This window comes from Mesorhizobium sp. M1338, from assembly GCF_040318045.1.
In the GTDB taxonomy this organism is placed as follows: Bacteria; Pseudomonadota; Alphaproteobacteria; order Rhizobiales; family Rhizobiaceae; genus Mesorhizobium.
This window is the reverse complement of the sequence record NZ_JAMYLL010000002.1, coordinates 34,306-59,405: the sequence shown is the minus strand read 5'-3', so window position 1 is coordinate 59,405 and position 25,100 is coordinate 34,306. Positions and strand designations below refer to the sequence as shown.

Below are 25,100 nucleotides of genomic sequence, written 5' to 3'. Positions count from 1 at the left end.
CTGCCGATACAGCAGCGCAACTGCGACGGCAAGTTGCCTGAAGGCGCATGCGCGTGATCCCGCGTTTGGCCGCGCCAGTTTTTTGCGAAAATCCACCACGGTGCAACCTTGTTTCAGCACCGGCCTGTTGACAGCACGAAACGGCCATTTACTGTCCCTGTGAGTGAAATTTGTTTCGTAAGAGCAATTCTAGGAAAAGCGTAAAACGGTTTTCCCGGGAAAAGCCCATAGCGCTTTCCCTTGGGGATTGCGTCAAGACAAAAGCCGAAATCAGATCGGGAGGCCTGCAATGAAAAGTCGCGTTGCCGTCATCGGAGCCGGGCCATCCGGCCTGGCACAGCTCAGGGCCTTCAAGTCGGCGGCCGACAAGGGCGCCGACATTCCCGAGATCGTCTGCTTCGAAAAGCAGTCGGACTGGGGCGGCCTGTGGAACTACACCTGGCGCACCGGTCTCGACGAGCATGGCGATCCGGTGCACGGCTCGATGTACCGCTACCTCTGGTCGAACGGCCCGAAGGAATGCCTGGAATTCGCCGACTACACTTTCGAGGAGCATTTCGGCCGGCCGATCGGCTCCTATCCGCCGCGCGCCGTGCTGTGGGACTATATCAAGGGCCGCGTCGAAAAATCAGGTGTGCGCAAATGGGTGCGCTTCAACAGCCCGGTGCGCATGGTCACCTTTTCTGACACGACGAAAAAATTCACGGTCACCGCGCATGACCGCACCAACGACGTCACCTACTCGGAAGAGTTCGACAACGTCGTCGTCGCCTCCGGGCATTTCTCGGTGCCCAACGTGCCATACTTCGAGGGTTTCTCGACCTTCAACGGCCGCATCCTGCACAGCCACGACTTCCGCGACGCTATGGAGTTCAAGGGCAAGGACATCCTGATCATCGGCCGCTCCTATTCGGCCGAGGACATCGGCTCGCAATGCTACAAATACGGTGCCAAATCGATCACCTCCAGCTACCGCTCGAAGCCGATGGGCTTCAAATGGCCGGAGAATTGGAAAGAGGTGCCGCTGCTGCAGAAGGTCGTCGGCAAGACGGCGCATTTCAAGGATGGCACCACCAAGGACGTCGACGCCATCATCCTGTGCACCGGCTACCTGCATTCCTTCCCGTTCCTGACCGACGATTTGAAGCTCAAGACCGCCAACCGCATGTGGCCGCTCGATCTCTATGAAGGCGTCGTCTGGGAGAAGAACCCGCAGCTTTCTTATATCGGCATGCAGGACCAGTTCTACACCTTCAATATGTTCGACGCGCAGGCATGGTTCGCGCGAGACGTCATCCTGGGCCGCATCAAGCTGCCGTCCGCCGAGGCGATGGCCGAGCACGGCGCGAAGTGGCGCGCGCGCGAGGAAACGCTGGAAGACGCCGAGCAGATGATCTGGTTCCAGGGCGACTACACCAAGGAATTGATGGACCAGACCGACTATCCCGGTTTCGATGTCGAGGCGGTCAACCAGACCTTCATGGAGTGGGAACACCACAAGGTGGAAGACATTATGAGCTTCCGCGACCACGCCTACCGTTCGTTGATGACCGGCACCATGGCGCCGCTGCACCATACGCCGTGGCTGCAGGCGCTGGACGATTCGATGGAGAGCTATCTGGAAGTCAAAGGCGTGGCGGCGGAATAGCCGTCGCGCCTCAAGCTACCCCAGCCTTGCCCGTGCCTTTGCCGTCCAGGCGCTGAACAGCCGGTCGGCGACGATGCCGATGAACGCGATCGCCAGGCCGGCGACGATGCCACGGCCGGAATCGGCCTTGGACAGCGCGATGAACACCTCCTGGCCGAGATCGCGCGTGCCGACCATCGCGCAGATGATGATCATCGCCAGCGCCATCAGGATCGTCTGGTTGACGCCGAGCATGATTTCCGGAAGCGCGAGCGGCAGTTGCACGCGAAAGAAGGTCTGGCGCGGCGTGCAGCCGGAAACCTTGGCGGCCTCGATCAGCGCCGGCGGCACCTGCCTGATGCCGTGATTGGTGTAGCGGATCGCCGGCACCACGGCGAAGGCTATCGTTGCGATCATCGCCGTGACGTCGCCGACCCGGAACAGCATCACCACCGGAATGATGAAGCAGAAGGACGGCAGCACCTGCAGCGTGTCGATGACCGGGGTGACGATCTTTTCGAAGCGGTCGCTACGCGAGGCCATCAGCCCGATGGGGATGCCGATCAGGCAAGCGATGAAGGCTGAGATGCCGCAGAGATAGACGGTCGCCATGGTTTTTTCCCAAAGGCCGGTGATGGCGCAGAAGGCGGTCAGCGCGGCGACCAGGGCGGCTAGACGCAGGCCGGAGAGCTGGTAGCCGGCGAGGCCGAGCAGGAAGACGGCACCCAGCCACGGAAAGCCTTCGCAAAAGGCGCGCAGCGGGTTCAGCACGTTGAGGATCAGTGCCACGCGAAACGCCTCGATCGCATCGAAGAAATTGATCGTTATCCAGTTCACGGCCGCCTTCCACAGCGGCGCGGTGGTGAAGGTGATCGCCTTCGGCACCGCCGCGAAGGCCGGCACGAACAGGCCGAGCAGCGTTGTCACGACAAGGATGGCGATGGCCAGCGTCAGATTGGGGTAGCGCCGCCAGAGGCTCGGGCCCATCTCCTGATGGACATGACCCTTGGCCTGCTTGTGCGCGATGGCCTGACTCAGCCGGTCGAGCGCGACGGCGAGCGCGACGATGGCGAGACCGGCTTCCATCGCTTCGCCGACCTTCAGCGCGCGCAGTGCCAGAAGCACGTCGTAGCCGAGGCCACCGGCGCCGATCATCGAGGCGATGATCACCATATTCAGCGCCAGCATGATCACCTGGTTGACGCCGACCATCAGTGTCGGTCGCGCCGACGGCAGCAGCACCCGCCACAGTTTCTGCCGCGCCGTGCAGCCGGCCATTTCGCTGAAATCGTCGATCTCCGACGGCACCCGCGACAGGCCCAGCATCGTCGCCCGCACCATCGGCGGCGTTGCGAAGATTGCGGTGGCGATCATCGCCGAGACCGGGCTGTTGCCGAACAGCAGCAGCATTGGGATCAGGTAGGCGAAGGTCGGGATCGTCTGCATCAGGTCGAGCGCCGGGGAGACGATGAGCCTTTCCGCCCATGGCTTGCGCCACGCCCAGATGCCGGCGAACAGCCCGGTGACGATGCAGAACGGCACGGCGATGGAGATCAGCGCCAGCGTCAGCATGGCGCTGGTCCATTGGCCGAACAGCGCGATGTAGAGGAAGCAGCCACCAACCAGCAGGCTGAGTTTCCGGCCGCCAACGGCATGTCCAGCGAGGAAAGCGGCAGCGCAGACCCCGACCCAGGACAGGCGCGGCAGGACATAGGCATCAGTGCCATGGCCGATCTTGAAATTCTTGGCCAGTAAGTTAAGCGCGAAATCGAGCGGCACGCCGAGCACCGCGGTGATCGAGCGGGTCAACCACGACAGGTTCGCCTTGATCCAGCGCATCAGCGCGCTGACCCAGTCGGCGACCGGCACGGTGGCGCTGGCCGGATAGTTGACGGCCCAGGGCAGCCGGTCCTGCAACAGGAACACGACAAGCACGGCGGCAAGCGCGAACGCCCAGACCAGCAGCCAGACCTGAATCGGTCGCGACCTTGCCTCGCCGGCGCTTGCCGTCACCGTCATGCGGCGGCCCTCGAGCGGTCGATGCCGGCCAACAGATCGATCACCGCTTGCGGCGTCACCTCGCCGATCGGCTTGCCGGTGCCGTTGACCACCGCGAACGGCTTGTTGGCGGCAACGATACCGGCCGAGAAGCTTGCGATCTTGGCATCCGGCGCCACCGTGCCGCCATGCTCCGAGCCGTCGCAGGCGCGCATCAGGCTGCGTGCCGAAATCACCTTGGCGCGGTCGACGTCGCGGGTGAACTCGGCGACATAGTCGGTCGCCGGATTGACCACCAGCTCCTCCGGCGTGCCGATCTGGATGACCTCGCCGTCCTTCATGATGGCGATGCGGTCGGCCAGCCGGATGGCTTCGTCGAAATCATGGGTGATGAAGACGATGGTCTTGTGCAGCATGGTCTGCAGCCGCATCAGCTCGTCCTGCATCTCGCGCCGGATCAGCGGATCGAGCGCCGAGAACGGCTCGTCGAGAAACCAGATTTCCGGTTTTGTCGCCAGGCTGCGGGCGATGCCGACACGCTGCTGCTGGCCCCCGGAAAGCTCGCGCGGATAGAAGTGCTCGCGGCCGCGCAAGCCGACAAGCTCGATGACCTCGCGGGCCCGTGCCTCGCGCGTCGCCCGGTCCTGCCCCTGGATGCTGAGCGGGAAGGCGATGTTCTCCAGCACGTTGAGATGCGGCAGAAGCGCAAAATTCTGGAACACCATGCCCATGCGGTGTCGCCGCAGTTCGATGAGCGCCGCATCCGAGATTTTCAGGAGGTCCTTGCCCTCGAATTCGACCTTGCCGTGGGTCGGCTCGACCAGCCTGGACATGCAGCGCACCAGCGTCGACTTGCCGGAGCCCGACAGGCCCATGATGATGAAGGTCTCGCCCTGGCGGATTTCGAGGTCGACGGCGCGCACCGCGCCGACCAGTCCGGCGGCAGTGACATCGGCCATGCTGGCCTTGCCGTCGCGTTCGCGGATGAAGTTGGCCGCGTTCGATCCGAACAGCTTCCAGACATTGCGGCAGGCAAGCTTTATCGGGCGGGCATCCTTTGGCGTGCCTGCCGCGTTTGGTCCCTGTTCAGTCTTGTCCGTCATTCAAACGTCCTTCTGGAACATCAAGAATTGAGACCCGGCTGATCAACAGCCGGGTCTCATTTTTCCAGTTGGAACGATTACTGCGCCCAGGCTTTCCAGTCGGCCTCGTGGGCGGCGATCCAGGCGGCTGCGACGTCTTCCGGCGTCTTGCCGCCGAGATCGATCTCGCCGCTCATCTTGTTGAGTTCGTCGGTGTCGACCGTGTAGGCCTTCGCCACCTTGTAGGCGACCGGCCATTTGTCCTTCATGCCGGCCCAGGAGTACTTCCAGATCTCGCCATGCGGCTTGCCGCAATCGTATTTGGCGTCGGGGTTGGTGCCCCATTTCGGATCGTTGTAGCACTCGGGCGTATATTCGGGGAATTCGACCCATTCGCCCTTGTATTTGGCCGGCGCCCAATGCGGCGAATAGATCCACAGCATGATCGGCGCCTTGCGCTGATAGGCGGAGTCCAGTTCGGCGAACATCGCCGCGTCGGTGCCGGCATGGATGACGGTGAAGGGCAGCTTCAGCGCCTCGACGCGCTCGTCGTCAAAGCCTTCCCATGTTACCGGGCCGCCGAGATAACGGCCCTTCGGTGCGGTCTCCGCCGTTGAAAAGGCTTCGGCGCATTTCGGGTCCTTCAGCGCTTCCCAATTGGGCAGGCCGGGGCATTTCTCCTTCATGTATTCGGGAAACCACCACTCTTCCTTGGCCTTGGGTCCGAGCTTGCCCAGCCGTTCGGTCTGGCCGGTCGCATCGGAAGCCTTCATCGCCTCGCCGGCGGTCGTGTCCCAGAACTCCAGGCCGACATCGAGATCGCCATTGGTGAGACCCGTGGTCAGGCTGGAGAGGTAGTCGGCGGTCGGATATTCGACAGTGTAGCCGAGTTTTTCCAGGATGCCGCCGAGGATCTTGGCGTTCAGATTGACGCTGGTCCAGTCGAACAGCGCGATCTTGATCGGGTCGTTGGATTCCGGTGCGGCGGGTTGGGCCGGCGATGTAAGCGCACTTGCGGCGGCAAGCGCGAAGGCTCCCATTGATAGATTCGAAATCACACTGCGAAATGACATGTTTGGTTCTCCTGTCAAACCATGTGGATGTTGTCAGTCGTTCCCTTCTTGCGTCTTTTCTTGATTGTGTTGGAAAGGCTGGTCGTTACGCAAGCTCGTTCGCACCATGCCCATGCTGCAGCCGCGATCGGCGCAGGCAAAATGGTGCTCAATCTGGTGATGGTGTGATATCGAATGGATCCGCGTCATGGCATCGGATGGATTGCTGCGCGAGCAATCGTCAACGGATCGATCGCCGCTCCGGCGGCGCTCTGAGACGTGCGAGCCATCAAAATCCCATGATCTCGGCCGGCGAGCTCCATCCTCGTCGACGCCGTTTCATAGGATGAAAGTATATATACCAACGTTCATGCGGCGCAACGGCTGACGCCTCTGCGCACTGCGGAATTCCAGACTGAGGGCGAAGTCGGTCGCGGCACCCGGCCACGAAACAGCCTTACCAGCAGACGTAGCCGCCATCGACAATCAGGTCGAGGCCGGTAACGAAGCTCGATGCGCGGCTGGCCAGGAACACTGTCGGTCCGACCATTTCCTCCGGCGCCGCCATGCGCCCCATCGGCGTGTCGCGCTTGAAGATCTTGACCTCTTCCGCCACCTCCGGCCGCTTGTTCATCGGCGTCAGCGTGTAACCCGGGCTGACGACGTTGACCCGCAGCCCACGGTCGGCCCACTCCATGGCGAGGCTCTTCGACATGTGGATGACAGCGGCTTTCGAGGAATTGTAGTGCGCTTGCGTCAGGCCGCGGTTGACGATGGTGCCAGACATCGAGGCGATGTTGATGATCGAGCCCTTGCGTCGCGCCAGCATCTTGCGCGCCTCGGCCTGGCAGGACAGGAAGACGCCGGCGACATTCACCTCGTGCACCTTCTGCCATGTCTCCAGCGACAGCGTCTCGGCCGGCTCGGAGCCGGCAATGCCGGCATTGTTGACGGCGACGGTCAGCGCACCGAGTTCGCTCTCGACGCGTTCGATCGCCGCCGCGAGATCACCCTCAGACGTCACCGTGCCGGCCAGCACGAGCGCCTTGCGGCCGAGTGCCGTGATCCGGTGCGCGGTTTCGTCCAGTCCACCTTTCGAGGCATGGCCGAAACAGGCGACGTCGGCACCCGCCTCGGCCAGCCCGATCGCGATCGCCTGGCCGATGCCGCTGCCGGCGCCCGTGACCAGCGCGACATCGCCTTTAAGTTTGAAAAGATCCATCGATAGCCCTCCCTGCCTTCGGGAGGGTACGCGCCGCGCTATGTCCCGAGCAAGCTCCCATCCTCGACCTCGACAATGGTCGGTGAAAACCCGTCGAACTCGCCGAACGCCCAGGCATAGAGCGCTTCGAGGCGCAAGTTGATCGGCGTGGCTTTGATGCCGCGGATTTTCATCTCAGCGACCGACCTCGAAGAAAGGTTTTCCGAGCAGGTCGGGAACGACGTCGATGCCAAGGCCCGGTCCGTCCGGAATGCCCATGCGGCTGCCGGTGACCGGGGGTATGTTCGACGCCGTGCGCACCGTCACCCATTCATGGAAGGCGATCGCGTGCAGCCGGCGCTCTTCGGGCGTCGATAGCGACAGATGGGCCATGGCAGCGGTGTCGATCTCGGCGCCGCCGGTGTCCTCGACGGTGATCATGAAACCGAGGTCGACGGCGAGGTCGCGGATCTGGCGTGTCTTGCTGACGCCGCCGAGCCGCGAAATCTTCAAGGTCAGCCCGTCGGCCGCACCCTTGCGATGGATGTCGAGCATGTCATCCAGCGAGGCGACGGACTCGTCGAGCACCATGGGCTTGTCGAGCGAGCGGCGCACCGACATGCATTCGTCGATCGTCGTGCAGGGCTGCTCGAACGTGTAGTCGATGGCGCGCGTCGCATCGGCGAACTGGCGCGCCTTGTAGGGTGTCCAGCCGGCATTGGCGTCGCAGAAGATGACCGTGCCTTTCGGCACCGAAGCGGCGACCGCAGTGACGCGCTCAATGTCGTCATGGACATTGCCGCCGACCTTGACCTGCAGCCGGTGAAAGCCGTCCTTGACGATGCGCTTGGCCAGCGCGGCCATGGCGTCGACGCTGCCATGGGTGACGACCTTGTAGAGTTCGGTGGTCTCGCTCTCCCGGCCGCCGAGCAGTGTCACCAGCGGCACGTCGGCGGCACGTGCGGCGAGATCCCAGCAGGCCATGTCGAGCGCCGATTTGATGTAGGGATGGCCCTTGAACACCGTGTCCATCAGCCGGCCAATGCCGGCCAGTCCGCGCGGCTCTTGGCCGATCAGATGCGGCGCGATCTCCACCACGCCGGCACGGACGCCGGCGGCGAAGGCGGGCGAGTAGAAATTACCGAGCGGCGCCATTTCGCCCCAGCCGGTGATGCCGCTGTCTGATGTAATCGACACGATCACCGCGTCGAAGGCGTCGGCAACGCGCCCCTTCGACATGCGGTAGGGCCCGTCCACGAAGGGCTGCACGACATGGTAGGCCTTGATGATTTCGATCTGCACGTGTCTTTTCCGTTGTCTGTGATGTTGGGAACGGGTCAGGCGCCCTTCGATGGGCGTTGTTCGAGGCCGCGCGCGTAGGAAAGCAACTCCTCGAAATCGAGATCGATGTGCTCCCTGGCGTGGCGTTGCGCTGCACGCATGTCCTTGCCCTTCAGCAACCGCACATAGGTTTCGTGAGCGTCTTCGGCCGGCACCGGCTCATTGCGGGCATGCTGGTGGAGCGCAAAATACATCTGCAGCCGGCTGGTCAGCCGATGCCAGGTTTCCAGCAGCACCGAATTGTCGGCCCATTCGTAGATCAGGCCATGCAGTTGCAGCGCGGTTTCGATTTGGCGCGTCGTGTCCAACGCACGGGTCGCCTGCTTCACTGCTTCATGGCGCCGGTCGAGCTCGTCGAAGAAGCGCTGGTCGCGCAGCGGCCACGCCCGCTCGATGGCCAGCTCGTCCATCACCTTGTTGAACGAATAGGCGTCGTCGATGTCCTTGGCCGTGACCTCGATGACGAAGGTGCCGGCATAGGGAATGCTGGTCAGGATGCCTTCCTGGACCAGCTCGCGCATCGCCTCGCGCAGCGGCGCGCGGCTGACCCGCATCTGTTCGGAAATCCTAAGCTCGTTGAGCTTCTGGCCGGGTTCGAGCTGCCCGGTCAGGATCGCGCGCCGCAGCAGCGCGACAATCTCGGCGCGGCGCGTCGTGTCCGCGATCGGACTGAAGTCCGCTTTCCCCATTCGGCTGCTCCCAAGGTAACTGAAAGCAAGACAAGCAGATTGTCGACAATCTAACAAGAGGTCATCTTCGGATTCTTGGGGACCGCTGGAATGTTGCCTCTTCAGCCTCAGACTGCGCGGCCGCTGAAGCAGCCGGCCAAGGCCGACCGCGCCGATGTCGCCCGCCTCGTGGAATTGCTCACGAAAACGGCGCCCGCGACCTGTGGGAAGGCCGGGGCGCCGCGCTGAAGCCGGTCCTGACGGGGGTGTTCAGGTGGCCGGCTTTTCCGGCATTGGCGATACAGGCATTCCGGGTCCGATCTTCTGCAGATTGCCCGTGATGACCTGATCGCCCTCGGCGACGCCGCTCAAGATGGCGACCTGACCGCCGCTCGTCGGGCCGAGCGAAACCAGCCGCTGGTCGACCGTGTTGCCCTTGCCGACGACATAGAGATATTTGCCGAGCTGGCTCGAGCCCAGCGCCGTCTGCGGCACCATGAGCGCATCGGGCTGCTGCCTCACATGCAGCCGGACACGAACATATTGGCCGGGCAACAGGGTGAACTTGCCATTGCCGATCGTCGCTCGCGCGGTGATGGTGCCGGTCGAACGGTCGACCGAATTGTCGATGAAGGTCAGCTCGCCCTTCTGGCTCGCCTCGGTCTGGCCGGGAAGCAGCACCTCGACCTCGATCGGGCCGTTGGCGCGGGCCTGCTCGATCTCGGCCAGATCCGTCTCGCTCGGATTGAAGGTGACGTAGATCGGATCGAGCTGCACCAGCGTGTTGAGCACCGTGCCGGCGACGCTGACCAGCGTTCCGACAGAGGCCTGGTTGCGGCCCAGGCGTCCGCCAAACGGCGCCCGGATTTCGGCATAGCTCAAATTGAGCTCTGCCGTGCGGACCGCCGCCTGGTTGAGCGCGAGCGACGCCTGTGCCTCGCGCAAGGTGCTGGTGCGCTGGTCGAAGCCATCCTTGGCGAGGTAACCGCTCTTGGCGAGCTCGGTGCCACGGCCAAGATTGGAGCGGGCATAGTCGAGCGTCGCCATGTCGCGCTGCACCTGCGCCTTCGCCTGGTCAAGAGCGGCCTGGAAGTCGTCAGGCGATATCTTGTAGAGAAGATCGCCTTGCCGGACGTCAACGCCGTCAGCAGCGGTCTGTTCCTGCAGATAGCCGGGAATCCTGGCCTGCAAGGTGATGCTGCGGATCGGTTCCGTCCGCGCGGCATAGTCGAGGTAGATCGGGATTGTCTTCCTGACGACGCTGACCACCGGCACCGGCATGACGAACGCCGCCGGAGCGGGTGCGGCACCGGCCGTGCCGGCATTGAGGCTAAGGTTGCCCATGTCGAGCAGGTGGACACTGGCCACCGAGATCGCACCCAGCGCGACGGCTGTTCCCAACGCGATTTTCCATTTACGCATGATCAGTCTCCAATCTTATTCGGCCGCTTCCGCCAGGGGCGGGAAGGCGTGGTCAGTCGTTGGCTCATTGTCTTGAGTAGCGGGCTCGTCATTGCCGCGGCGTTCGCGCAGCTGTTCGATGACCGCGTAGAACACCGGCACGAACACCAGCGACAGGATGGTCGCGGCGACCATGCCGCCGAAGACGGTGGTGCCGATCGACTGCCGGCTCGCGGCACCGGCGCCGGTCGCAAACATCAGCGGCAGCACGCCGAGGATGAAGGCGAAGGCCGTCATCAGGATCGGCCGCAGCCTGAGCCGTGCGGCTTCCATCGCCGCCTCGACAATGCTCAAGCCTTCCTCGCGCCGTCGCCTTGCGAACTCGACGATCAGGATCGCGTTCTTCGCCGCCAGGCCGATCAGCATGACGAAGCCGATCTGCGAGTAGACGTCGATCTGCATGCCGCGCGCCCACAGCACCACGAACGCGCCGAACAGAGCGAGCGGCACCGCCAGCAGCACCATGAACGGCATCGCCCAGCTTTCATACTGCGCCGCCAGGATCAGGAAGACGAAGACGATGGCGAGGCCGAAGACGACGGACGCGATCGATCCTGCCTTGAGCTCCTGGAAGGTGATGCCGGTCCATTCGAAACCGAAATCCCTGGGCAGCGCGGTGGCGGCGGCCCGTTCCATCGCGGCGACCGCCTGGCCCGAGGAGAAGCCGGGTGCGGCGCCGCCATTGATCGAGGCCGAGGCGTTGTTGTTGTAGTGCGGCACGGTTTCCGGGCCGACGAAGGGCACGAGTTTGCCCAGCGTGCTGAGCGGCACCATGCCGCCGGAGGCATTGCGCACATAGAGCCGCGAAATGTCGGCGGCACCCGCACGTGCATCCTTGTCAGCCTGGATGGTCACACGGAAGGTGCGGCCGAACAGGTTGAAATCGTTCACGTAGAGTGAGCCGAGATAGATCTGCAGCGTGCTGAACACATCGGGCAGGTTGAGGCCGAGCAGCTTGGCCTTGCTGCGGTCGAGGTCGTAGTTGAACTGCGGCGTCGAGGTCGAGAACGGCGAGAACAGCTGCTGCGGATTGATTTCCGGCTGCTTGCGCGCCTCGGCGATCACAGCTTGCGTCGCATCGTTGAGGGCTGAACTGCCGCGACCGGTGAGATCCTCGACGACGAACTCGAAGCCGCCCGTGGTGCCGATACCGGGGATCGAGGGCGGATCGAAGCTCAGCGCGAAGGCTTCCGGAATCTGCATCAGCTTGCCGCGCACGTCGGCGACGAGCTTCGAGGCGCTCTGGTCGGGACCGCGTTCCTCCCATGGCTTGAGGATGGCGAATTCGACCGCCGAATTCGACTGGGCGGCACTGGTCAGGAAGTTCAGTCCGCTGATCGAGCCGACGATGTCGACGCCGGGCGTTGCCTGCAGGATGTCGCGCGCCTTCTGCGCCACCGCGTCGGTGCGTTCCAGCGAAGCGCCGTCGGGCAACTGGATGACGACGAAGAAATAGCCCTGGTCCTCGACCGGAAGGAAGGTCGAGGGCAGGCGCTGCCAGACGAAATAGGTGGCGACGAGTCCGGCCGCGAACAGGCCGAGCATGATCCAACGCAAGCGGATGAGAATGCGCACGCCATTGGCATAGGCATGCGACAGCCTGTCGAAGCCGGTGTTGAACCAGCGGAACAGCACGAACTGCGTCGGCTCGCGATGCCGCAGGAAGGCGGCACTGAGCGCGGGGCTGAGCGTCAGCGAGTTGAAGGCGGAGATGCCGACGGAAATCGCCACCGTCAGCGCGAATTGGTTGTAGAGCTTGCCGGAGACGCCCGGAATGAAGGCGACCGGCACGAACACCGCCATCAGCACGGCTGTGGTGGCGATGATCGGACCGGTGACCTCGGCCATCGCGGCCTTCGTCGCCGCCAGCGGTCTGAGCCCGGCCTCCAGCTGTCGTTCGACATTCTCGACCACCACGATGGCATCGTCGACGACGAGGCCGATCGCCAGCACCATGCCGAGCAAGCTGAGCATATTGAGCGAGAAGCCGAGCATCTCCATGACGACCAGCGTCGCCACCAGCGACACCGGAATGGCGATAGTCGGGATGATCGTCGTGCGCCAGCTCTGAAGGAAAAGGAACACCACGGCGACGACCAGCACCAGCGCTTCGCCGAGCGTGATCAGCACGTCATGCATCGACGCCGAGACGAAGCGGGTCGTGTCATAGTGCATCGCATAGGAGACGCCCTTCGGGAAACGGCCCGAAAGCTCCTGCATCTTGTCCTTGACACGCTGCTGCAGATCGAGCGCGTTGGAGCCGGGCATCTGGTAGACGGCGAGCACCACTGTCGGGTCCTTGCCGAAGAAGGCCGACGACGAATATTGCAGCGCGCCGAGCTCGATGCGGGCGACGTCGCGCAGCCTGACCAGCGAGCCGGTGTCGGTGTTGGCGCGCACGACGATGTCACCGAATTCCTTGGGATCGCTCAAACGGCCGACGGCGTTGACCTGCATCTCGAAGGCGGTGCCGGCCGGAGCCGGCGACTGGCCGATCTTGCCGGCCGCCACCTGGACGTTCTGCTCGGAGATGGCGTTTTGCACGTCGACCGCGGTAATGCCGAGATTGGCGAGCTTGTCCGGATCGAGCCAGACGCGCATCGAATAGCGCCGCTCGCCGAAGATCTGCACGTCGCCGACGCCGGGCAACCGCTTCAGCGGATCGACCACCTGCAGATAGGCAAGGTTGCTCAGCGCCACCGGATCGACCGAACTGTCGGGCGAGGTCAGGTTGACGATGAGGACGAAGTTCGGATTCTGCTTCTTGATGGTCACGCCGCCCTGGTTGACGATCGCCGGCAGCGATGAGGCAGCCTGCGAGACGCGGTTCTGGACGTCGACGGCGGCGGTGCTGAGCGAATAACCGACATCGAAGGTGATGGTGATGGTCGAGGAGCCGTCATTGGAGCTCGTCGACGACATGTAGGTCATGCCTTGCACGCCGTTGATCTGCTGCTCGAGCGGCGTCGTCACGGTGTCCGCGACCACCTGCGCGCTGGCGCCTGGATAGTGGGCGCTGACCACGACCTGTGGCGGCGTGATGTCGGGAAACTGCGAAACGGGCAGCAGGAAATAACAAATCGTCCCGGCGAGCACCATGATGATGGCGATCGCCGAGGCGAAGATCGGACGGTGGATGAAAAAGTTTACCACGACACGCACGCCTCCCCGGCTGCTCTTGCCCGCCCGAAGGCGCTGGCAACCCTGGACAGCCTTTGGCCGCGCCCGTCACTGTGTTCCTCCAGGGAACGCAGCAACGGCACCTCGCGGCGCTGTGCATCGGCGAGCGAGCGCAGCATCGTCTCGAAGGCGCGCGGGTCGACGCCATCGGCTTTCATGACCAGCCGGATCATCGGATCCCGGACGGCTTCATCTATGGTAAGATCGCGGCGCTGTGGCATTGGCCGGCTCCTTGTCTATCGATTCGCAGCCCATGCTCGCGAACCGTTTTCATCTCTTCACCGGCCGAGGCCGCATGATCTGCAATTTTTCGCCTGTCTCGATCTGGCCTGTTTTGATCTGGTAGGACCAGATCACGGCCTTGTGATTGACGAAAGGCGACATAGGTGTTACCAGTAAGTAACATTCGTGACGTTACAGACCGGTAACACCCTAGTCAAGAGGCGTACCGAGGGATTTTTGGGAAACCAAGGAGGTTTTGATGGAAGACGGCACTGTGGAGCGCGCTCGCCCCCGGGACAGGATCCTGGAGACGGCGCAGGACATGTTTCACAAGCATGGCATCAAGGGCGTCGGCATCGACGCGATCACTGAGGCCGCCGGAACCAACAAGATGACGCTCTATCGTCATTTCGATTCAAAGGATGACCTCATCATCCAATGCCTGCGCGCCACCGCCTGCAAGGCTGGTGCAATGTGGGAAAAGTTCGAAACCGAGCACCCTGGCGACAAGCTGGCGCAACTGCATGCCTGGGTCCGGGTTGCCGCCGATATGCTCAGGGCGGACGGCCGCGGCTGCGATATGGCCAATGCCGCCGTCGAACTGAGCGAGACCGATCATCCGGCCAGGCGCGTGATCAAGGAACTCAAGGAAGCACAGCGCGATCGCCTCGTGACGCTGTGCAGGGATGCCGGCATCGGCCAGGCCGAGTTGCTCGCCGACACGCTGTCGCTTCTGCTTGAAGGCGCCCGTGTCAGTGTTCAGAGCGTCGGCACGGAAGGCCCGAGCGCGCAGTTCGTCCGCATGGCGGAAGGGCTGATCGTCTCCTTCAGAGGCAGCACCGCCTCCGGCTGAAGTCTCGCTGCGGCAGCTGATGGCCCTTATTCGATCTTGCGACCGAGAGTGAACGATGTCTCGCGTCTTTTGACGCGAGCAATGTTGCAACCGTCGCTGGAACGAAAAAAGCCCGCTGCCGGGAGGAGGTGGCAGCGGGCTCGATTTCGAATGTGGCGCGGGAGGAGGTGCGCCCCATTCAGCGTCGGCATCGCATCTGGGAGGAGTAGATGGCCGACAACCAGAAACTACGATTTGCCCAATGATTCGGCAATAATGAATCGTGCATAGCTGCTGTGCAGATTTGCCGTGACGCCCGCGAAAGTTGCGGGTTATGGCAGGAAAAGCTCAGTCTGCAATCAGACGCGCCTTCACTGCACTGGAACGTTTTCCCTGAAGATCAACCGCGGCTCGATAAACTTCCGCGTCAGATAGGGCGCCGAGGATGCAATCGAGCCGAGCAGGCGAATGACCGACTGTTCCGCGATCAGCCTGGCATTCTGGTCGATGACGACATCGAGCAGATCGTCGACGAGATGGCCGCGCGTGTCCTTGGTGAGGTCGTGGCAGATGAACACCGGCTTGCGGTTCGGCCTGGCTTCCCGGATCGCCCTTGCAACGCCCGAGTGTCCGGCTCCCACGCAATAGATGCCCAGCAGTTCCGGCTCGTTGTGCAGTGCCTTCATGGTTTCGATGTAGCTGACGTCGGGTTCGTCGTTGATCTCGACGGCGCTGCTCACAGTCAGGTTGGGAAACTCTTCATTGAGCACCGAGCGGAAACCCATTTCGCGTTCCTCGTGGCCGCGATAGGAGCGGGAACCTACGACCATCGCCAGATGGCCGGTGCGGCCGCCAAGGAAGCGTCCCATCAACAGCGCCGCCGTTCGTCCCGCCAACCCGGTTGTCGATGCCGACATAGGCCGATCGCGGTGCCGCCGGAACATCTGATACCAGCGTCACCAGGCGCATGCCGGCGTCGACAATGTCGCGCAGGATGTTGCGCGTACGCGGATGATCGACGGCGATGACACCGACGCCATTGGCCCGCAGTGAGAGATTTTCGACGGCACTCTGCAGCGCGTTCGGCGAGATGCCAGCGAGATTGTGGATCCGGCACGAGGCGACGAGCGGCAGGCGCGCGGCGTAGTCCTCGATATGCCCGGCAAGATCGCGCATGAAGGCATTACTGCCGATAGGCAGCAGGAATTCGAGGTGCGCGGGCCGCGAAGGCAGCGTCACCTGATCGGCGACCGGCAGATAGCCCAGCTGCTTGGCCGCCTCCATGACGCGCTGCCGGTTGGCGGCGCTCGCACCCGGCCGGTTGTTGAGCACCCTGTCGACCGTTGCGGTCGACAGCCCGCAATTGCGCGCGATATCCGAGACGGTGGCTTTCATGCCGCAACCCCCGGCCCGCGATTGCGGGCGTTATCCGAAACGGTGGCTTTCATGCCGCAACCCACGGCCCGCAATTGCGGGCGATATCCGAGACGGTGGATTTTCATGCCGCAACCTATGCGCCGATGCGATGCCGCGCCAGACGAGCGATGCGATCTGAGGTGATGGATGATTGCCGCCCATCACCCGATAGTCAGTGCGATGGCTTGCCATCGGCGATGGCGTCGCGGATTTCCTTGTCCGACATGCCGGTGATGATCCGTTCGACTTCCGCCACGCTGGTCTTCTTCGGGTCGATGTCGTCGGCGACCACCTTGCCCCGGCGCATGACGACAATGCGGTCGACCACCTGGAAGACATGGTGGATGTTGTGCGCGATGAAGATGCAGGAATGACCGGAATCGCGGGCGTTGCGCACGAAGCTCAGCACGCCCTGTGTTTCGGCGACGCCGAGATTGTTGGTCGGCTCGTCGAGGATGATCAGGTCGCTGTCGAAATGCATGGCGCGCGCGATCGCCACCGCCTGGCGCTCGCCGCCCGACAGCGAGCCGATCGGTGTCGTCGGCGGGATGTTCTTGGAAATGCCGACCTGCTTGAGCAGGTCGCGGGCAACCGTGTTCATGGCGTCCTGGTCCATCCGGTTGAGGAAGCGCGGCGGCTTGATCGGTTCGCGTCCGAGGAACAGATTGCGCGCGATCGACAATTGCGTGACCAGCGCCGAGTCCTGGTAGATCGTCTCGATACCCTGGGCGATGGCGTCTCTGGTGCTGCGTAGGCTTACCTTCTGGCCGCGGATGAAGATATCGCCGCTGGTCAATGGAACGGCGCCCGAAAGCACCTTGATCAGTGTCGACTTGCCGGCGCCATTGTCGCCGAGCAGGCCGACGATCTCCCGTTCATTGACATGGAAATTGGCATCCTCCAGCGCCTGCACGCGGCCATAGGACTTGCGGATGTTCGTCATGCGGATCAGTGGCTCGGCCATGGTTCAAGTCCCCGCCTGATGCCGGCGTTCCAGCCATGAATGGAGCGCCATCATGCCAAGGATGATCGCGCCGATGAAGATGTTGTAGGCAAGACCTGGCACGCCGATCAGCACGATGCCGTTGCGCATCACGCGCAGGATCAGGATGCCGAGCACGGTGCCGATGATGGTGCCGCGCCCGCCGGTCAGCGCCGTGCCGCCGATCACCACCATGGCGATGACTTCGAGCTCATAGCCGGTGCCGCTGTTGGGATTGGCGGCGGAAGTGCGCAGCGAAGAGATGACGCCGGCGAGCGACGCCATGACCGACGACAGCACGAACAGGCCGATCTTGACGCCGCTGACATTGACGCCGCGGGCGCGCGCCGCACTGGGATTGCCGCCGGCCGCCTGGATCCAGTTGCCGGTCCGGCTCTGCGTCAGCACATAGCCGAGCGCGATGGCCGCGGCGATGAACCAGAACAGCGACATGTAGATGCGGAAGGGCCCGATGAAGAAGTCGCCGACCAGCGCCTCCGCCAGCCAGCTGCCTTCCGCGCTCCAGGTGCGCTGCGGAAAACCATCGGTGACGAACAGGGCGGTGCCGCGCACAACCAAAAGCATGCCGAGCGTCACCAGGAAGGACGGGATCTTGAGCTGCGTCACGAACCAGCCGTTCACCAGCCCGATGAAGCCGGCAACCAGAAGTGCGGCGACAAAGCCGACCTCCAGCGATGTCAGGCCGCTGTTGAACAGCGTCCACATCAGCACCGGCGAGAAACCGAACAGCGAACCGACCGAGAGGTCGAATTCGCCCGACGTCATCAACAGCGTCATCGCCAGCGCGATCAGGCCGAGCTCGACGGTGAAGGCAAGCGTGTTGGAGATGTTCTGCGGCGACAGGAAGTCGTGATTGAAGCCCCAGAAAACGGCGATCTCGACGACGAGCAGCACGAATGGGCCGAATTCTGGCCGCGCGACCAGGTGTTGGATGAGCGAACGATTTTCCACGAGCAACCCGCGACATGAGTGGAAAGGCTGAGCCTCGCACATCCGTGCGCGAAGGGCTCGGCGAAAATGAGAAGCCAGTCGCGACCGCCGGGGCGATCGCGACTGTTTGGGTTTGGGATGTTACTTGCCGGACAGGATGTCGTCGTAGACCTGCGCGGTGTCCTTCTCGTAGAGCGCGCCGGTGATGACGTTGAAGCCCGGAGGAATGCCGCTGGCGGCCATATTGGCCAGCGAAAGTGCCACATAGCTGGTCGCCTGCGGGTCCTGCCACTGGCCGGCATTGACATAGCCGTTCAGCACTTCCTGGGTGGTGTCGAGCGAGTTGCCCCAGCCGACGACCGGAATTTCGCCCGCCTTGATACCGACCTGGTCGAACACCCGCTTGATCGAGCCGGTGACAAGGTCACCGAGGCCGATGATCGCCTTGACCTTGGCCTTGTTGGCGGTCAGGTAGTCGACCATGCGGTTGATCACTTCAGCCTGGTCGAGCGTGGCTTCGGTGATCTCGTAGGTGATGCCGAGTGGCTCGAAGACGCTCTTGATGCCTTCTTCTTCCTGGACGCCATAGGTGGCGCCGGGGATTTCAACCGGCATCCAGACGAAGTCGCCTTTCTTCACAAGCCCCTTGTCGACCAGATACTGTGCCCAGTGCTTGCCAAAGGTGACATTGTCGCCGCCGACATAGGCGTTGAAATCCGCTTTAGGGTCGGGCGTGTTGAAATTGATGATCGGCACTTTCGCCGCACGCGCTTCCTTGACGATCTCTACCAGGCTGCCCGGATCGGGGCTCGTGGTGACGATACCATCGGCCTTGGCGGAGAGGGCGGCGCGAACCGCTTCCTGCTGCGAGGCGACATCGCCATTGTGGAACGAGGTGTTGACGGTGTTGCCGGTGTCCTTGGCCCATTGCTTGGCGCCGGCCAGGAAGTAGGTCCAGACCGGATCGGCCGGACCGCCATGCGAAATCCAGTAGAATGTCTTGGCCTGTGCCGCTGCCGGAACAATCGTCAGCGCCACCAACAGGCCGTATAGGACGAGTCTTAGCCGTGTCAGCATTTGATTTCCTCCCGTTTGTAGATGGTCAGTTCTCAGTCCGTCCCTTGTTCCGACGACCGCCGGATTACGTCTTTTGCCAGCGCCGGTCGCACGCGTCAGAGCATTCCCTTTTTCGACGGATGGCAAGCCTCCATCTGCAGATGTAGTTGGCGCCTGACGGGGCGCCATCAACGGTCCCATCAGATTGCATCAGTTGAGGCGATTTTCCGACTGTCGGATAATTGGCGGCGAGGCAGCCAAACGAATTGTCCTGGCCTCGAGCCGCGATAGCGCAATCAGCCCCGATATGGATGACGCCGGCGGCCACCCAACGCCTATCAGGACCAGCGTCGGCAGCCGCACCCTGGCTGGGTGTCGAGATGCTAGATGAGATCGGCCTTCGCCAATTCGCGCATCAGATGGCTGGCGCCGTAGGTCCAGTGCGGACAATCGGGCGACAGCCGCACCCTGTTGACCAGCGCGCCGAATTTTTCCGACGAGATGGTGACGATGTCGCCGACCTTGTGGGTAAAACCCTTGCCTTTCTCGCCGCGATCCTTCGACGGCACGAACATGGTGCCGAGATAGAGCGCCAGCCCGTCCGGATACTGGTGGTGCGGACCCATGGCGGCGGCAACCAGCTCTTCCGGCGAGCGGCTGATCTCGGCCATCGAGCTCGCTCCCTCCAGCGAAAACCCATCCGCGCCCTCGACCTTGAGGCGCACGACCGCGCGCTTGACGTCGTCGATCGAGAACGTGTCGTCGAACAGGCGGATGAAGGGACCGAGCGCGGCCGAGGCATTGTTGTCCTTCGCCTTGCCGAGCAGCAGGGCCGAACGCCCTTCGACGTCGCGCAGATTGACGTCGTTGCCGATGGTGGCGCCGACGATCCTGCCGCTGCTGGCGGCGATCATGGCGATCTCGGGCTCCGGATTGTTCCAGGTCGATACCGGGTGCAGGCCGACATCGGCGCCGAAGCCGACCGAGGCCATCGGCTGGCACTTGGTGAAGATCTCGGCATCGGGGCCGATGCCTACTTCCAGATATTGCGACCAGGCGCCGCGCGCGATGAGCTTGGCCTTGATCTCCATCGCTTCGGGCGAACCGGGCTTCAGCTTCGACAGATCGTGGCCGATCAGTCCGGCAATGTCGGCGCGGATGGCGTCGGCCTTTTCAGCCGAACCGCGCGCCTGTTCCTCGATCACCCGTTCCAACAGGCTGACGACGAAGGTAACGCCCGAGGCTTTTACCGACTGCAGATCGACCGGGGACAGCAGATAGGGTTTTGTCGGATCGCGTGTCGCCTCGAAACTGTTGGCGGCGATGTCATCGAGCGACCCGATCGGTCTGCCCTTGGCCGAGCGGACGTGCCCTGCCGGGTCGCCCATTTCGCAAAGGTCGCGCATGGTTGGCGCCGCGCGCGACGTGATGTCGAAGACCGTGCCGTCGCGCACCGTGACCACCAGCGGATGCGAGGCGCTGCTGGCGCGGCCGACAAAAAGGCCCTCGGTGGGCAGATGCGTCTGGTTCGTCATTGGTATTCGGTCCTCTGAAATGATCGAAAAAAGCGGCTGGCTGGATCGGCGCGGCACTTTCACCGGATTCCGGTCAAAGGTCTATCCCGTCGTTGGCGATCGAGATTCCAGCTTCTGATCTCGTCTGTCGGCGTCGGTCCACAGACGAAAACTGAAGTGGTCTTTCAAAATTGTGAAATCCTCACTACGATTTTCACCAGCCCGCAACACATCCAGGTGACCCCTTTGCCCGCACCATTCTCCGATCCGATTTGGCGCAAGCCGCAGGCAACTTCCAGGTTTCAGTCGCTTTTTCCCAGCGGCGAACGTGCCGACGTCGTCATTGTCGGTGGCGGCATCATGGGCCTGTCGACCGCCTTGCATGCTGCCCGGCTTGGCCTGTCCGTTCAGGTGCTGGAGGCCGGCGAAATCGGTCAGGGCGCGTCGGGGCTCAATGGCGGGCAGGTCATTCCCGGCCTGAAATACGATCCGGAATGGCTGCTGGAGCATTTTGGCCCGGAGCGCGGCGAGGCGCTCGTCAACTTCGCCGCTTCAACCGCCGATGCAGTGTTCGAACTGATCCGCGACGAGAAGCTGACGGTCCCTTTCGTTCGCCATGGCTGGATCCAGGCGGCGCACACCGAGGTCGCGCTGAAGGCGGCGGCAAACCGTGACCGGCAATGGCGGGCGCGCGGCGCCGATGTCCAACTTCTGAGCGCGGCTGAGATCGCAGCCAAGACCGGCGCGCAGGGCTATCTCGGCGGCTGGCTAGATCGCCGCGCGGGTGTCATCGATCCGCTAGCCTACACATCGGAACTGGCACGAATTGCCGCGGCCACGGGTGCGAAAATCGCCGAACACCAGAAGGTGGTCCGGTTGGGGAAAAGCGCCGGCGTTTGGCGGATCTCAACGGAGAACGGGCTGCAATTGCAGGCAAAAGCGGTCGTGCTGGCGACCAATGCCTATACGGATGGTCTGATCCCCGGCCTCGCCGAGACTATCGTGCCGTTGCATTCGTTCCAGATCGCAACAGCGCCATTGCCGCCCGACGTTTCGGCCACGATCCTGCCTGAGGCGCAGGCGGTGTCGGACTCCAGGCGCATCCTCGTCTATTACCGCAAGAGCGCCGACGGCCGGCTGGTGCTTGGCGGGCGTGGCCGCATGGCCTTGCCGACGAGCACCAGTGACTGGGCACATCTCGAGCGGGCGCTGCGGCGGCTCTACCCCATGCTGTCCGAAATCGCGATCGAGAAGCGCTGGTTCGGCCGTGTGGCGATGACGCCGGACCACCTGCCGCACATCCACGAGCCCGAGCAGGGCCTGCTGGCCGTCGTCGGCTGCCAGGGCCGCGGCGTCGGCCTGATGACAGCGCTTGGCGAGAGTGTCGCTGGCTATCTCCAATGTGGAGATGCCAGGCAATTGCCGTTCCCGCTTTCACCGATCCGGCCGATCCCGTTCCACGCCTTCCGCCAGGTAGGCGTCGCCGCGACCATCGCCTGGTATCGCCTGCTCGACGCGCTGGAGCGCTGACCACGGCGATTCATGCCAATGAGGTCCGTTTGGGATTTCGCTTGACAGTTTCATGAATATGAAAAACTCTTGGCCAATTTCAAAATTTGATAGGCAGGTCGATGTCGACCCTCGTTGCAGCATCAGCGCCAGAGGCCCGGTCGTCATCGGGCTTCCGGGTCGCCATGCTGCTGCCGGGCGCGCTTGTCACCTCCCTGCTGATCCTGTTTGCCCTCGGCCTGGTGCTTTTCCTCGCCTTCCGCGGCAATGACGGGTCGCTTCTCGGCGCCGGTTTCACCGCGGCGAATTTTGCAACTGTCGTGTCCGATCCACTGTACTGGACGGTGACGCTGCGCTCATTGATCATTGCCGCGCTTGTCACGCTGGCCACCGTCGTCACCGCCTATCCCGTCGCCTACTACCTTGCCTTCCACGCCGGCCGGCGGCGCGGCCTGCTGCTGTTCCTGGTGACGCTGCCGTTCTGGACCAGCTATCTCCTGCGCGTCTTCGCCTGGAAGATCGTGCTCGCCTACAATGGCGTGCTGAACTCGGCGCTGATCGAAAGCGGCATCTGGTCCGAGCCGACATTGGCCTTTCTCAACACGCCGGCCGCCGTCGTCGTCACGCTTGCCCATGCCTATGCGCCGTTCGCCATCCTGCCGATTTATGTGGCGCTGGACACGATCCCGAAATCGCTGATCGAGGCCGCTTCCGATCTCGGCGCGCGGCCATTCACCTCTTTCCGCCGTGTCGTGCTGCCCAATTCGATGCCGGGAGTGCTGGCGGCGGCCCTTGTGGTCTTCGTGCCGACGGTTGGCGATTATGTCACGCCGGCTCTCGTCGGCGGTCCGGCCAGCACCATGATCGGCACCCTTATCCAGGCGCAATTCGGCAAGGCCAATGACTGGCCGTTTGGCGCCGCGCTCTCCGTCGCCGTGATGCTGGTCATCCTTGCCGTGGTGTTGGTCGCGCGCTTCACCGACCGCAGATTTGGCAGCCGGACATGAGCACCACACGCACGCAGCGGGGCGGTCGCTGGCTTGGCGCCTACGTCATCGCCTATCTGGTCTTTCTCTATCTGCCGGTGCTGCTGATCCCGCTGTTTTCCTTCAACAACTCGATCCAGGCAGCGTTTCCGCTGCAAGGCTTTACCTTGCTATGGTACGCGACTTTGTTCGGCAATTCGGCGCTGACCGGCGCGCTCCTGAACAGCCTCGTCATCGGTGCCCTTGCCGCCATGGGTGCTACGCTGTGCGGCATCACCGTGTCCTACATGGATCTCTATGGCCGCTCGCCGCTGGCCGCCGCCATCAGCGCCATTGCCCGGCTGCCGATCCTGATCCCCGGCGTCATCGTCGGCATATCGCTGCTGATCCTCATCAACCTCATCGGCCTCGGGCCATCGCGCATCGCCATCGTTCTCGGGCACATATTGGTGGCGCTGCCAACAACGGTGGTGATCATGCGCAGCCGCTTCGCCGCCATCCCCAAAACCATTCGCGAGGCGGCTCTCGATCTCGGTGCCTCCGACTGGACGACCTTCCGGCGGGTCATGCTGCCGCTCAGCCTGCCGGCCATCGTCTCGGCCTTCATGCTGGCCTTCCTGATCTCCTTCGACGAATTCATCGTCGTCTTCTTCCTCGCCGGCACCGAGCCGACGCTGCCGCTCTACATCTGGAGCCAGCTGCGGTTCCCCAAATCGCTGCCGACGGTCATGGCGCTGGGCACGTCGATCCTGGCGGTGTCCTTCGTTATCGCTGCAGCAGCCGAGATCCTGCGCCATCGCGGCTTGGCCGCGGCGGCGCCCGCCGATCCACCACAACCAAAACAAACCATGAGAGAGGAACTGCAATGGCATTCGACCTGAAGTCTGGCGACCTGAAATCTGGCGACCTGAAATCTGGCCACCCGATATCCGGCCACCCGATATCCGGCCACCCGATATCCGGAAAGACGGTCCGGGCCGGCCTGGCCGCCTTGGCATTGGCGCTGTCGTCGACCGTCGCTTTCGCCGGCGACAAGCTGCAATATTTCACCTGGTCGGGCTACGAACTGCCCGATTTCAACAAGAGCTTCCTTGCGGCGCACCCCGACGGCGTCGAGGCCTCGATCTTCGGTGACGACGATGACGCCTTCACCAAGGTCAAGGCCGGCTTCCGCCCCGACATCGCGCATCCCTGCTATGACAAGGTGGCGCGCTGGAACAAGGAAGGCCTGCTGCAGCCGATCGACACCAAGCGCATCAAGAACTGGGATTCGATCTTCCCGGTGTTCAAGAACCTGCCCGACCTGCAGGCCGGCGACGGCAAGGTCTGGATGGTGCCGTGGGACTGGGGCAACACCTCGATCCTCTACCGCACCGATCTGGTGAAGAACCCGGAAGCGAGCTGGAATCTGCTGTGGGACAAGCAGTATGCCGGCCGCATGGCGACCATCGACGCGGTGCACGACACGCCGATCGTTGCCGCGCTTCTGGCCGGCGTCAATCCGTTCGACATGACGCCTGCCGAGATGGACAAGGTGGCCGAGAAGCTGCGCGAGCAGCGCCCGCTGCTCTCCAACTACACCACCGACATGACCTCGGTCGAACAGGCGCTGGCCAGCGGCCAACTGGTCGCCGCCATGATCTGGAACGCGTCGGCCACCTCGCTGAAGAAGCAGGGCGTGCCGGTCGAGTTCATGAAGCCGAGGGAAGGCATGCTGACCTGGGCTTGCGGTTTCGTCATGCTCAAGGACGCCAAGAATGTCGATCTCGCCTATGACTTCATCAACAGCCGGCTGGACGCCGACTCAGGCAAATACCTGATCGAGGCCTATGGCTATGGCAGCTCGCTGAGCTCCGCCTTTGCCACCGTGCCGAAGGAGGAACTGGAGAAACTGCAATTGCCGTCCGATCCCGAGGTGATGCTGAAAACCACCATCTTCACCGGACCGATGAAACAGAATGACGACCTCGCCAAGATGTTCGAAAAGGTCAAGGCAGGCGGGTAAGGGCGTTCTTCCTTCTC

The 25,100-nt window shown here is 63.0% G+C and carries 22 protein-coding genes; 6 read left to right on the top strand and 16 right to left on the bottom strand.

What is annotated here, in order from left to right:
- The first annotated feature begins 289 nt into the window (after nucleotides 1-289).
- Nucleotides 290-1,648, top strand: a complete 1,359-nt coding sequence (locus NKH19_RS02265; RefSeq protein WP_352867117.1) for a trimethylamine monooxygenase — start codon at nucleotides 290-292, stop codon at nucleotides 1,646-1,648.
- A 15-nt stretch (nucleotides 1,649-1,663) separates the two neighbouring features.
- On the opposite strand, the gene NKH19_RS02260 is transcribed toward NKH19_RS02265, so the two are convergent.
- The 10 genes from NKH19_RS02260 to NKH19_RS02215 all read right to left on the bottom strand — a co-directional run bounded on the left by NKH19_RS02260 (nucleotide 1,664) and on the right by NKH19_RS02215 (nucleotide 13,831).
- Nucleotides 1,664-3,646 carry an ABC transporter permease gene (locus tag NKH19_RS02260; RefSeq protein WP_352981641.1) on the bottom strand — a complete coding sequence of 661 codons (1,983 nt, stop codon included), beginning with the start codon at nucleotides 3,644-3,646 and terminating at the stop codon, nucleotides 1,664-1,666.
- The gene (locus tag NKH19_RS02255; RefSeq protein WP_352981640.1) at nucleotides 3,643-4,728 is read right to left on the bottom strand and encodes a quaternary amine ABC transporter ATP-binding protein; all 1,086 of its coding nucleotides are present in this window, start codon (nucleotides 4,726-4,728) and stop codon (nucleotides 3,643-3,645) included. The genes NKH19_RS02260 and NKH19_RS02255 overlap by 4 nt, the downstream gene beginning before the upstream one ends.
- A 77-nt stretch (nucleotides 4,729-4,805) precedes the next feature.
- Nucleotides 4,806-5,780, bottom strand: a complete 975-nt coding sequence (locus NKH19_RS02250; RefSeq protein WP_352981639.1) for an ABC transporter substrate-binding protein — start codon at nucleotides 5,778-5,780, stop codon at nucleotides 4,806-4,808.
- A gap of 436 nt (nucleotides 5,781-6,216) precedes the next feature.
- A complete protein-coding gene (locus tag NKH19_RS02245; protein WP_352981638.1) occupies nucleotides 6,217-6,981 on the bottom strand; it encodes an SDR family oxidoreductase in 765 nt (254 codons plus the stop codon).
- Nucleotides 6,982-7,019: 38 nt separating this feature from the next.
- The gene (locus NKH19_RS02240; protein ID WP_352981637.1) at nucleotides 7,020-7,154 is read right to left on the bottom strand and encodes a hypothetical protein; all 135 of its coding nucleotides are present in this window, start codon (nucleotides 7,152-7,154) and stop codon (nucleotides 7,020-7,022) included.
- 1 nt (nucleotide 7,155) lies between these two features.
- Nucleotides 7,156-8,262 carry a mandelate racemase/muconate lactonizing enzyme family protein gene (locus tag NKH19_RS02235; protein ID WP_352981636.1) on the bottom strand — a complete coding sequence of 369 codons (1,107 nt, stop codon included), beginning with the start codon at nucleotides 8,260-8,262 and terminating at the stop codon, nucleotides 7,156-7,158.
- A gap of 35 nt (nucleotides 8,263-8,297) precedes the next feature.
- Nucleotides 8,298-8,990, bottom strand: coding sequence for a GntR family transcriptional regulator (locus NKH19_RS02230; RefSeq protein WP_352875484.1), 693 nt, complete (start codon nucleotides 8,988-8,990; stop codon nucleotides 8,298-8,300).
- 249 nt (nucleotides 8,991-9,239) lie between these two features.
- Nucleotides 9,240-10,391: an efflux RND transporter periplasmic adaptor subunit gene (locus tag NKH19_RS02225; protein ID WP_352867099.1), complete on the bottom strand. Its 1,152-nt coding sequence runs from the start codon at nucleotides 10,389-10,391 to the stop codon at nucleotides 9,240-9,242.
- Nucleotides 10,392-10,406: 15 nt separating this feature from the next.
- Nucleotides 10,407-13,583, bottom strand: a complete 3,177-nt coding sequence (locus tag NKH19_RS02220) for an efflux RND transporter permease subunit (protein WP_352981635.1) — start codon at nucleotides 13,581-13,583, stop codon at nucleotides 10,407-10,409.
- Nucleotides 13,577-13,831, bottom strand: a complete 255-nt coding sequence (locus NKH19_RS02215; RefSeq protein WP_352867094.1) for a hypothetical protein — start codon at nucleotides 13,829-13,831, stop codon at nucleotides 13,577-13,579. Before NKH19_RS02215 ends, NKH19_RS02220 begins: the two co-directional genes overlap by 7 nt.
- A 260-nt stretch (nucleotides 13,832-14,091) precedes the next feature.
- Between NKH19_RS02215 and NKH19_RS02210 the strand changes: the two genes are divergently transcribed.
- Nucleotides 14,092-14,685, top strand: coding sequence for a TetR/AcrR family transcriptional regulator (locus tag NKH19_RS02210; RefSeq protein ID WP_352875479.1), 594 nt, complete (start codon nucleotides 14,092-14,094; stop codon nucleotides 14,683-14,685).
- A 350-nt stretch (nucleotides 14,686-15,035) separates the two neighbouring features.
- Here NKH19_RS02210 and NKH19_RS02205 read toward each other — a convergent pair whose 3' ends face one another.
- The 6 genes from NKH19_RS02205 to NKH19_RS02180 form a co-directional block, all read right to left on the bottom strand.
- Nucleotides 15,036-15,533 carry a substrate-binding domain-containing protein gene (locus NKH19_RS02205; RefSeq protein ID WP_352981634.1) on the bottom strand — a complete coding sequence of 166 codons (498 nt, stop codon included), beginning with the start codon at nucleotides 15,531-15,533 and terminating at the stop codon, nucleotides 15,036-15,038.
- Nucleotides 15,424-16,059, bottom strand: a complete 636-nt coding sequence (locus NKH19_RS02200; protein WP_352981633.1) for a LacI family DNA-binding transcriptional regulator — start codon at nucleotides 16,057-16,059, stop codon at nucleotides 15,424-15,426. Before NKH19_RS02200 ends, NKH19_RS02205 begins: the two co-directional genes overlap by 110 nt.
- Nucleotides 16,060-16,252: 193 nt before the next feature.
- Nucleotides 16,253-17,044: an ATP-binding cassette domain-containing protein gene (locus tag NKH19_RS02195; RefSeq protein ID WP_352875477.1), complete on the bottom strand. Its 792-nt coding sequence runs from the start codon at nucleotides 17,042-17,044 to the stop codon at nucleotides 16,253-16,255.
- Nucleotides 17,045-17,047: 3 nt separating this feature from the next.
- Nucleotides 17,048-18,034, bottom strand: a complete 987-nt coding sequence (locus NKH19_RS02190; RefSeq protein WP_352870401.1) for an ABC transporter permease — start codon at nucleotides 18,032-18,034, stop codon at nucleotides 17,048-17,050.
- A 120-nt stretch (nucleotides 18,035-18,154) separates the two neighbouring features.
- On the bottom strand, nucleotides 18,155-19,090 hold the full coding sequence (locus tag NKH19_RS02185) for a substrate-binding domain-containing protein (RefSeq protein WP_352870400.1): 936 nt from the start codon (nucleotides 19,088-19,090) through the stop codon (nucleotides 18,155-18,157).
- A 362-nt stretch (nucleotides 19,091-19,452) separates the two neighbouring features.
- Complete coding sequence (locus NKH19_RS02180) at nucleotides 19,453-20,604, bottom strand: fumarylacetoacetate hydrolase family protein (protein WP_352981631.1); 1,152 nt, start codon at nucleotides 20,602-20,604, stop codon at nucleotides 19,453-19,455.
- Between the two features lie 225 nt (nucleotides 20,605-20,829).
- Between NKH19_RS02180 and NKH19_RS02175 the strand changes: the two genes are divergently transcribed.
- From NKH19_RS02175 to NKH19_RS02160, 4 genes are all read left to right on the top strand, one after another.
- Entirely contained in the window at nucleotides 20,830-22,113 is a 1,284-nt protein-coding gene (locus tag NKH19_RS02175; RefSeq protein ID WP_352981630.1) for an NAD(P)/FAD-dependent oxidoreductase, read from the top strand.
- Nucleotides 22,114-22,214: 101 nt separating this feature from the next.
- Complete coding sequence (locus tag NKH19_RS02170) at nucleotides 22,215-23,099, top strand: ABC transporter permease (RefSeq protein ID WP_352981628.1); 885 nt, start codon at nucleotides 22,215-22,217, stop codon at nucleotides 23,097-23,099.
- A complete protein-coding gene (locus tag NKH19_RS02165; RefSeq protein ID WP_352981627.1) occupies nucleotides 23,096-23,959 on the top strand; it encodes an ABC transporter permease in 864 nt (287 codons plus the stop codon). Before NKH19_RS02170 ends, NKH19_RS02165 begins: the two co-directional genes overlap by 4 nt.
- Nucleotides 23,944-25,083: an ABC transporter substrate-binding protein gene (locus NKH19_RS02160; protein ID WP_352981625.1), complete on the top strand. Its 1,140-nt coding sequence runs from the start codon at nucleotides 23,944-23,946 to the stop codon at nucleotides 25,081-25,083. Before NKH19_RS02165 ends, NKH19_RS02160 begins: the two co-directional genes overlap by 16 nt.
- The last annotated feature ends 17 nt before the right edge of the window (nucleotides 25,084-25,100 follow it).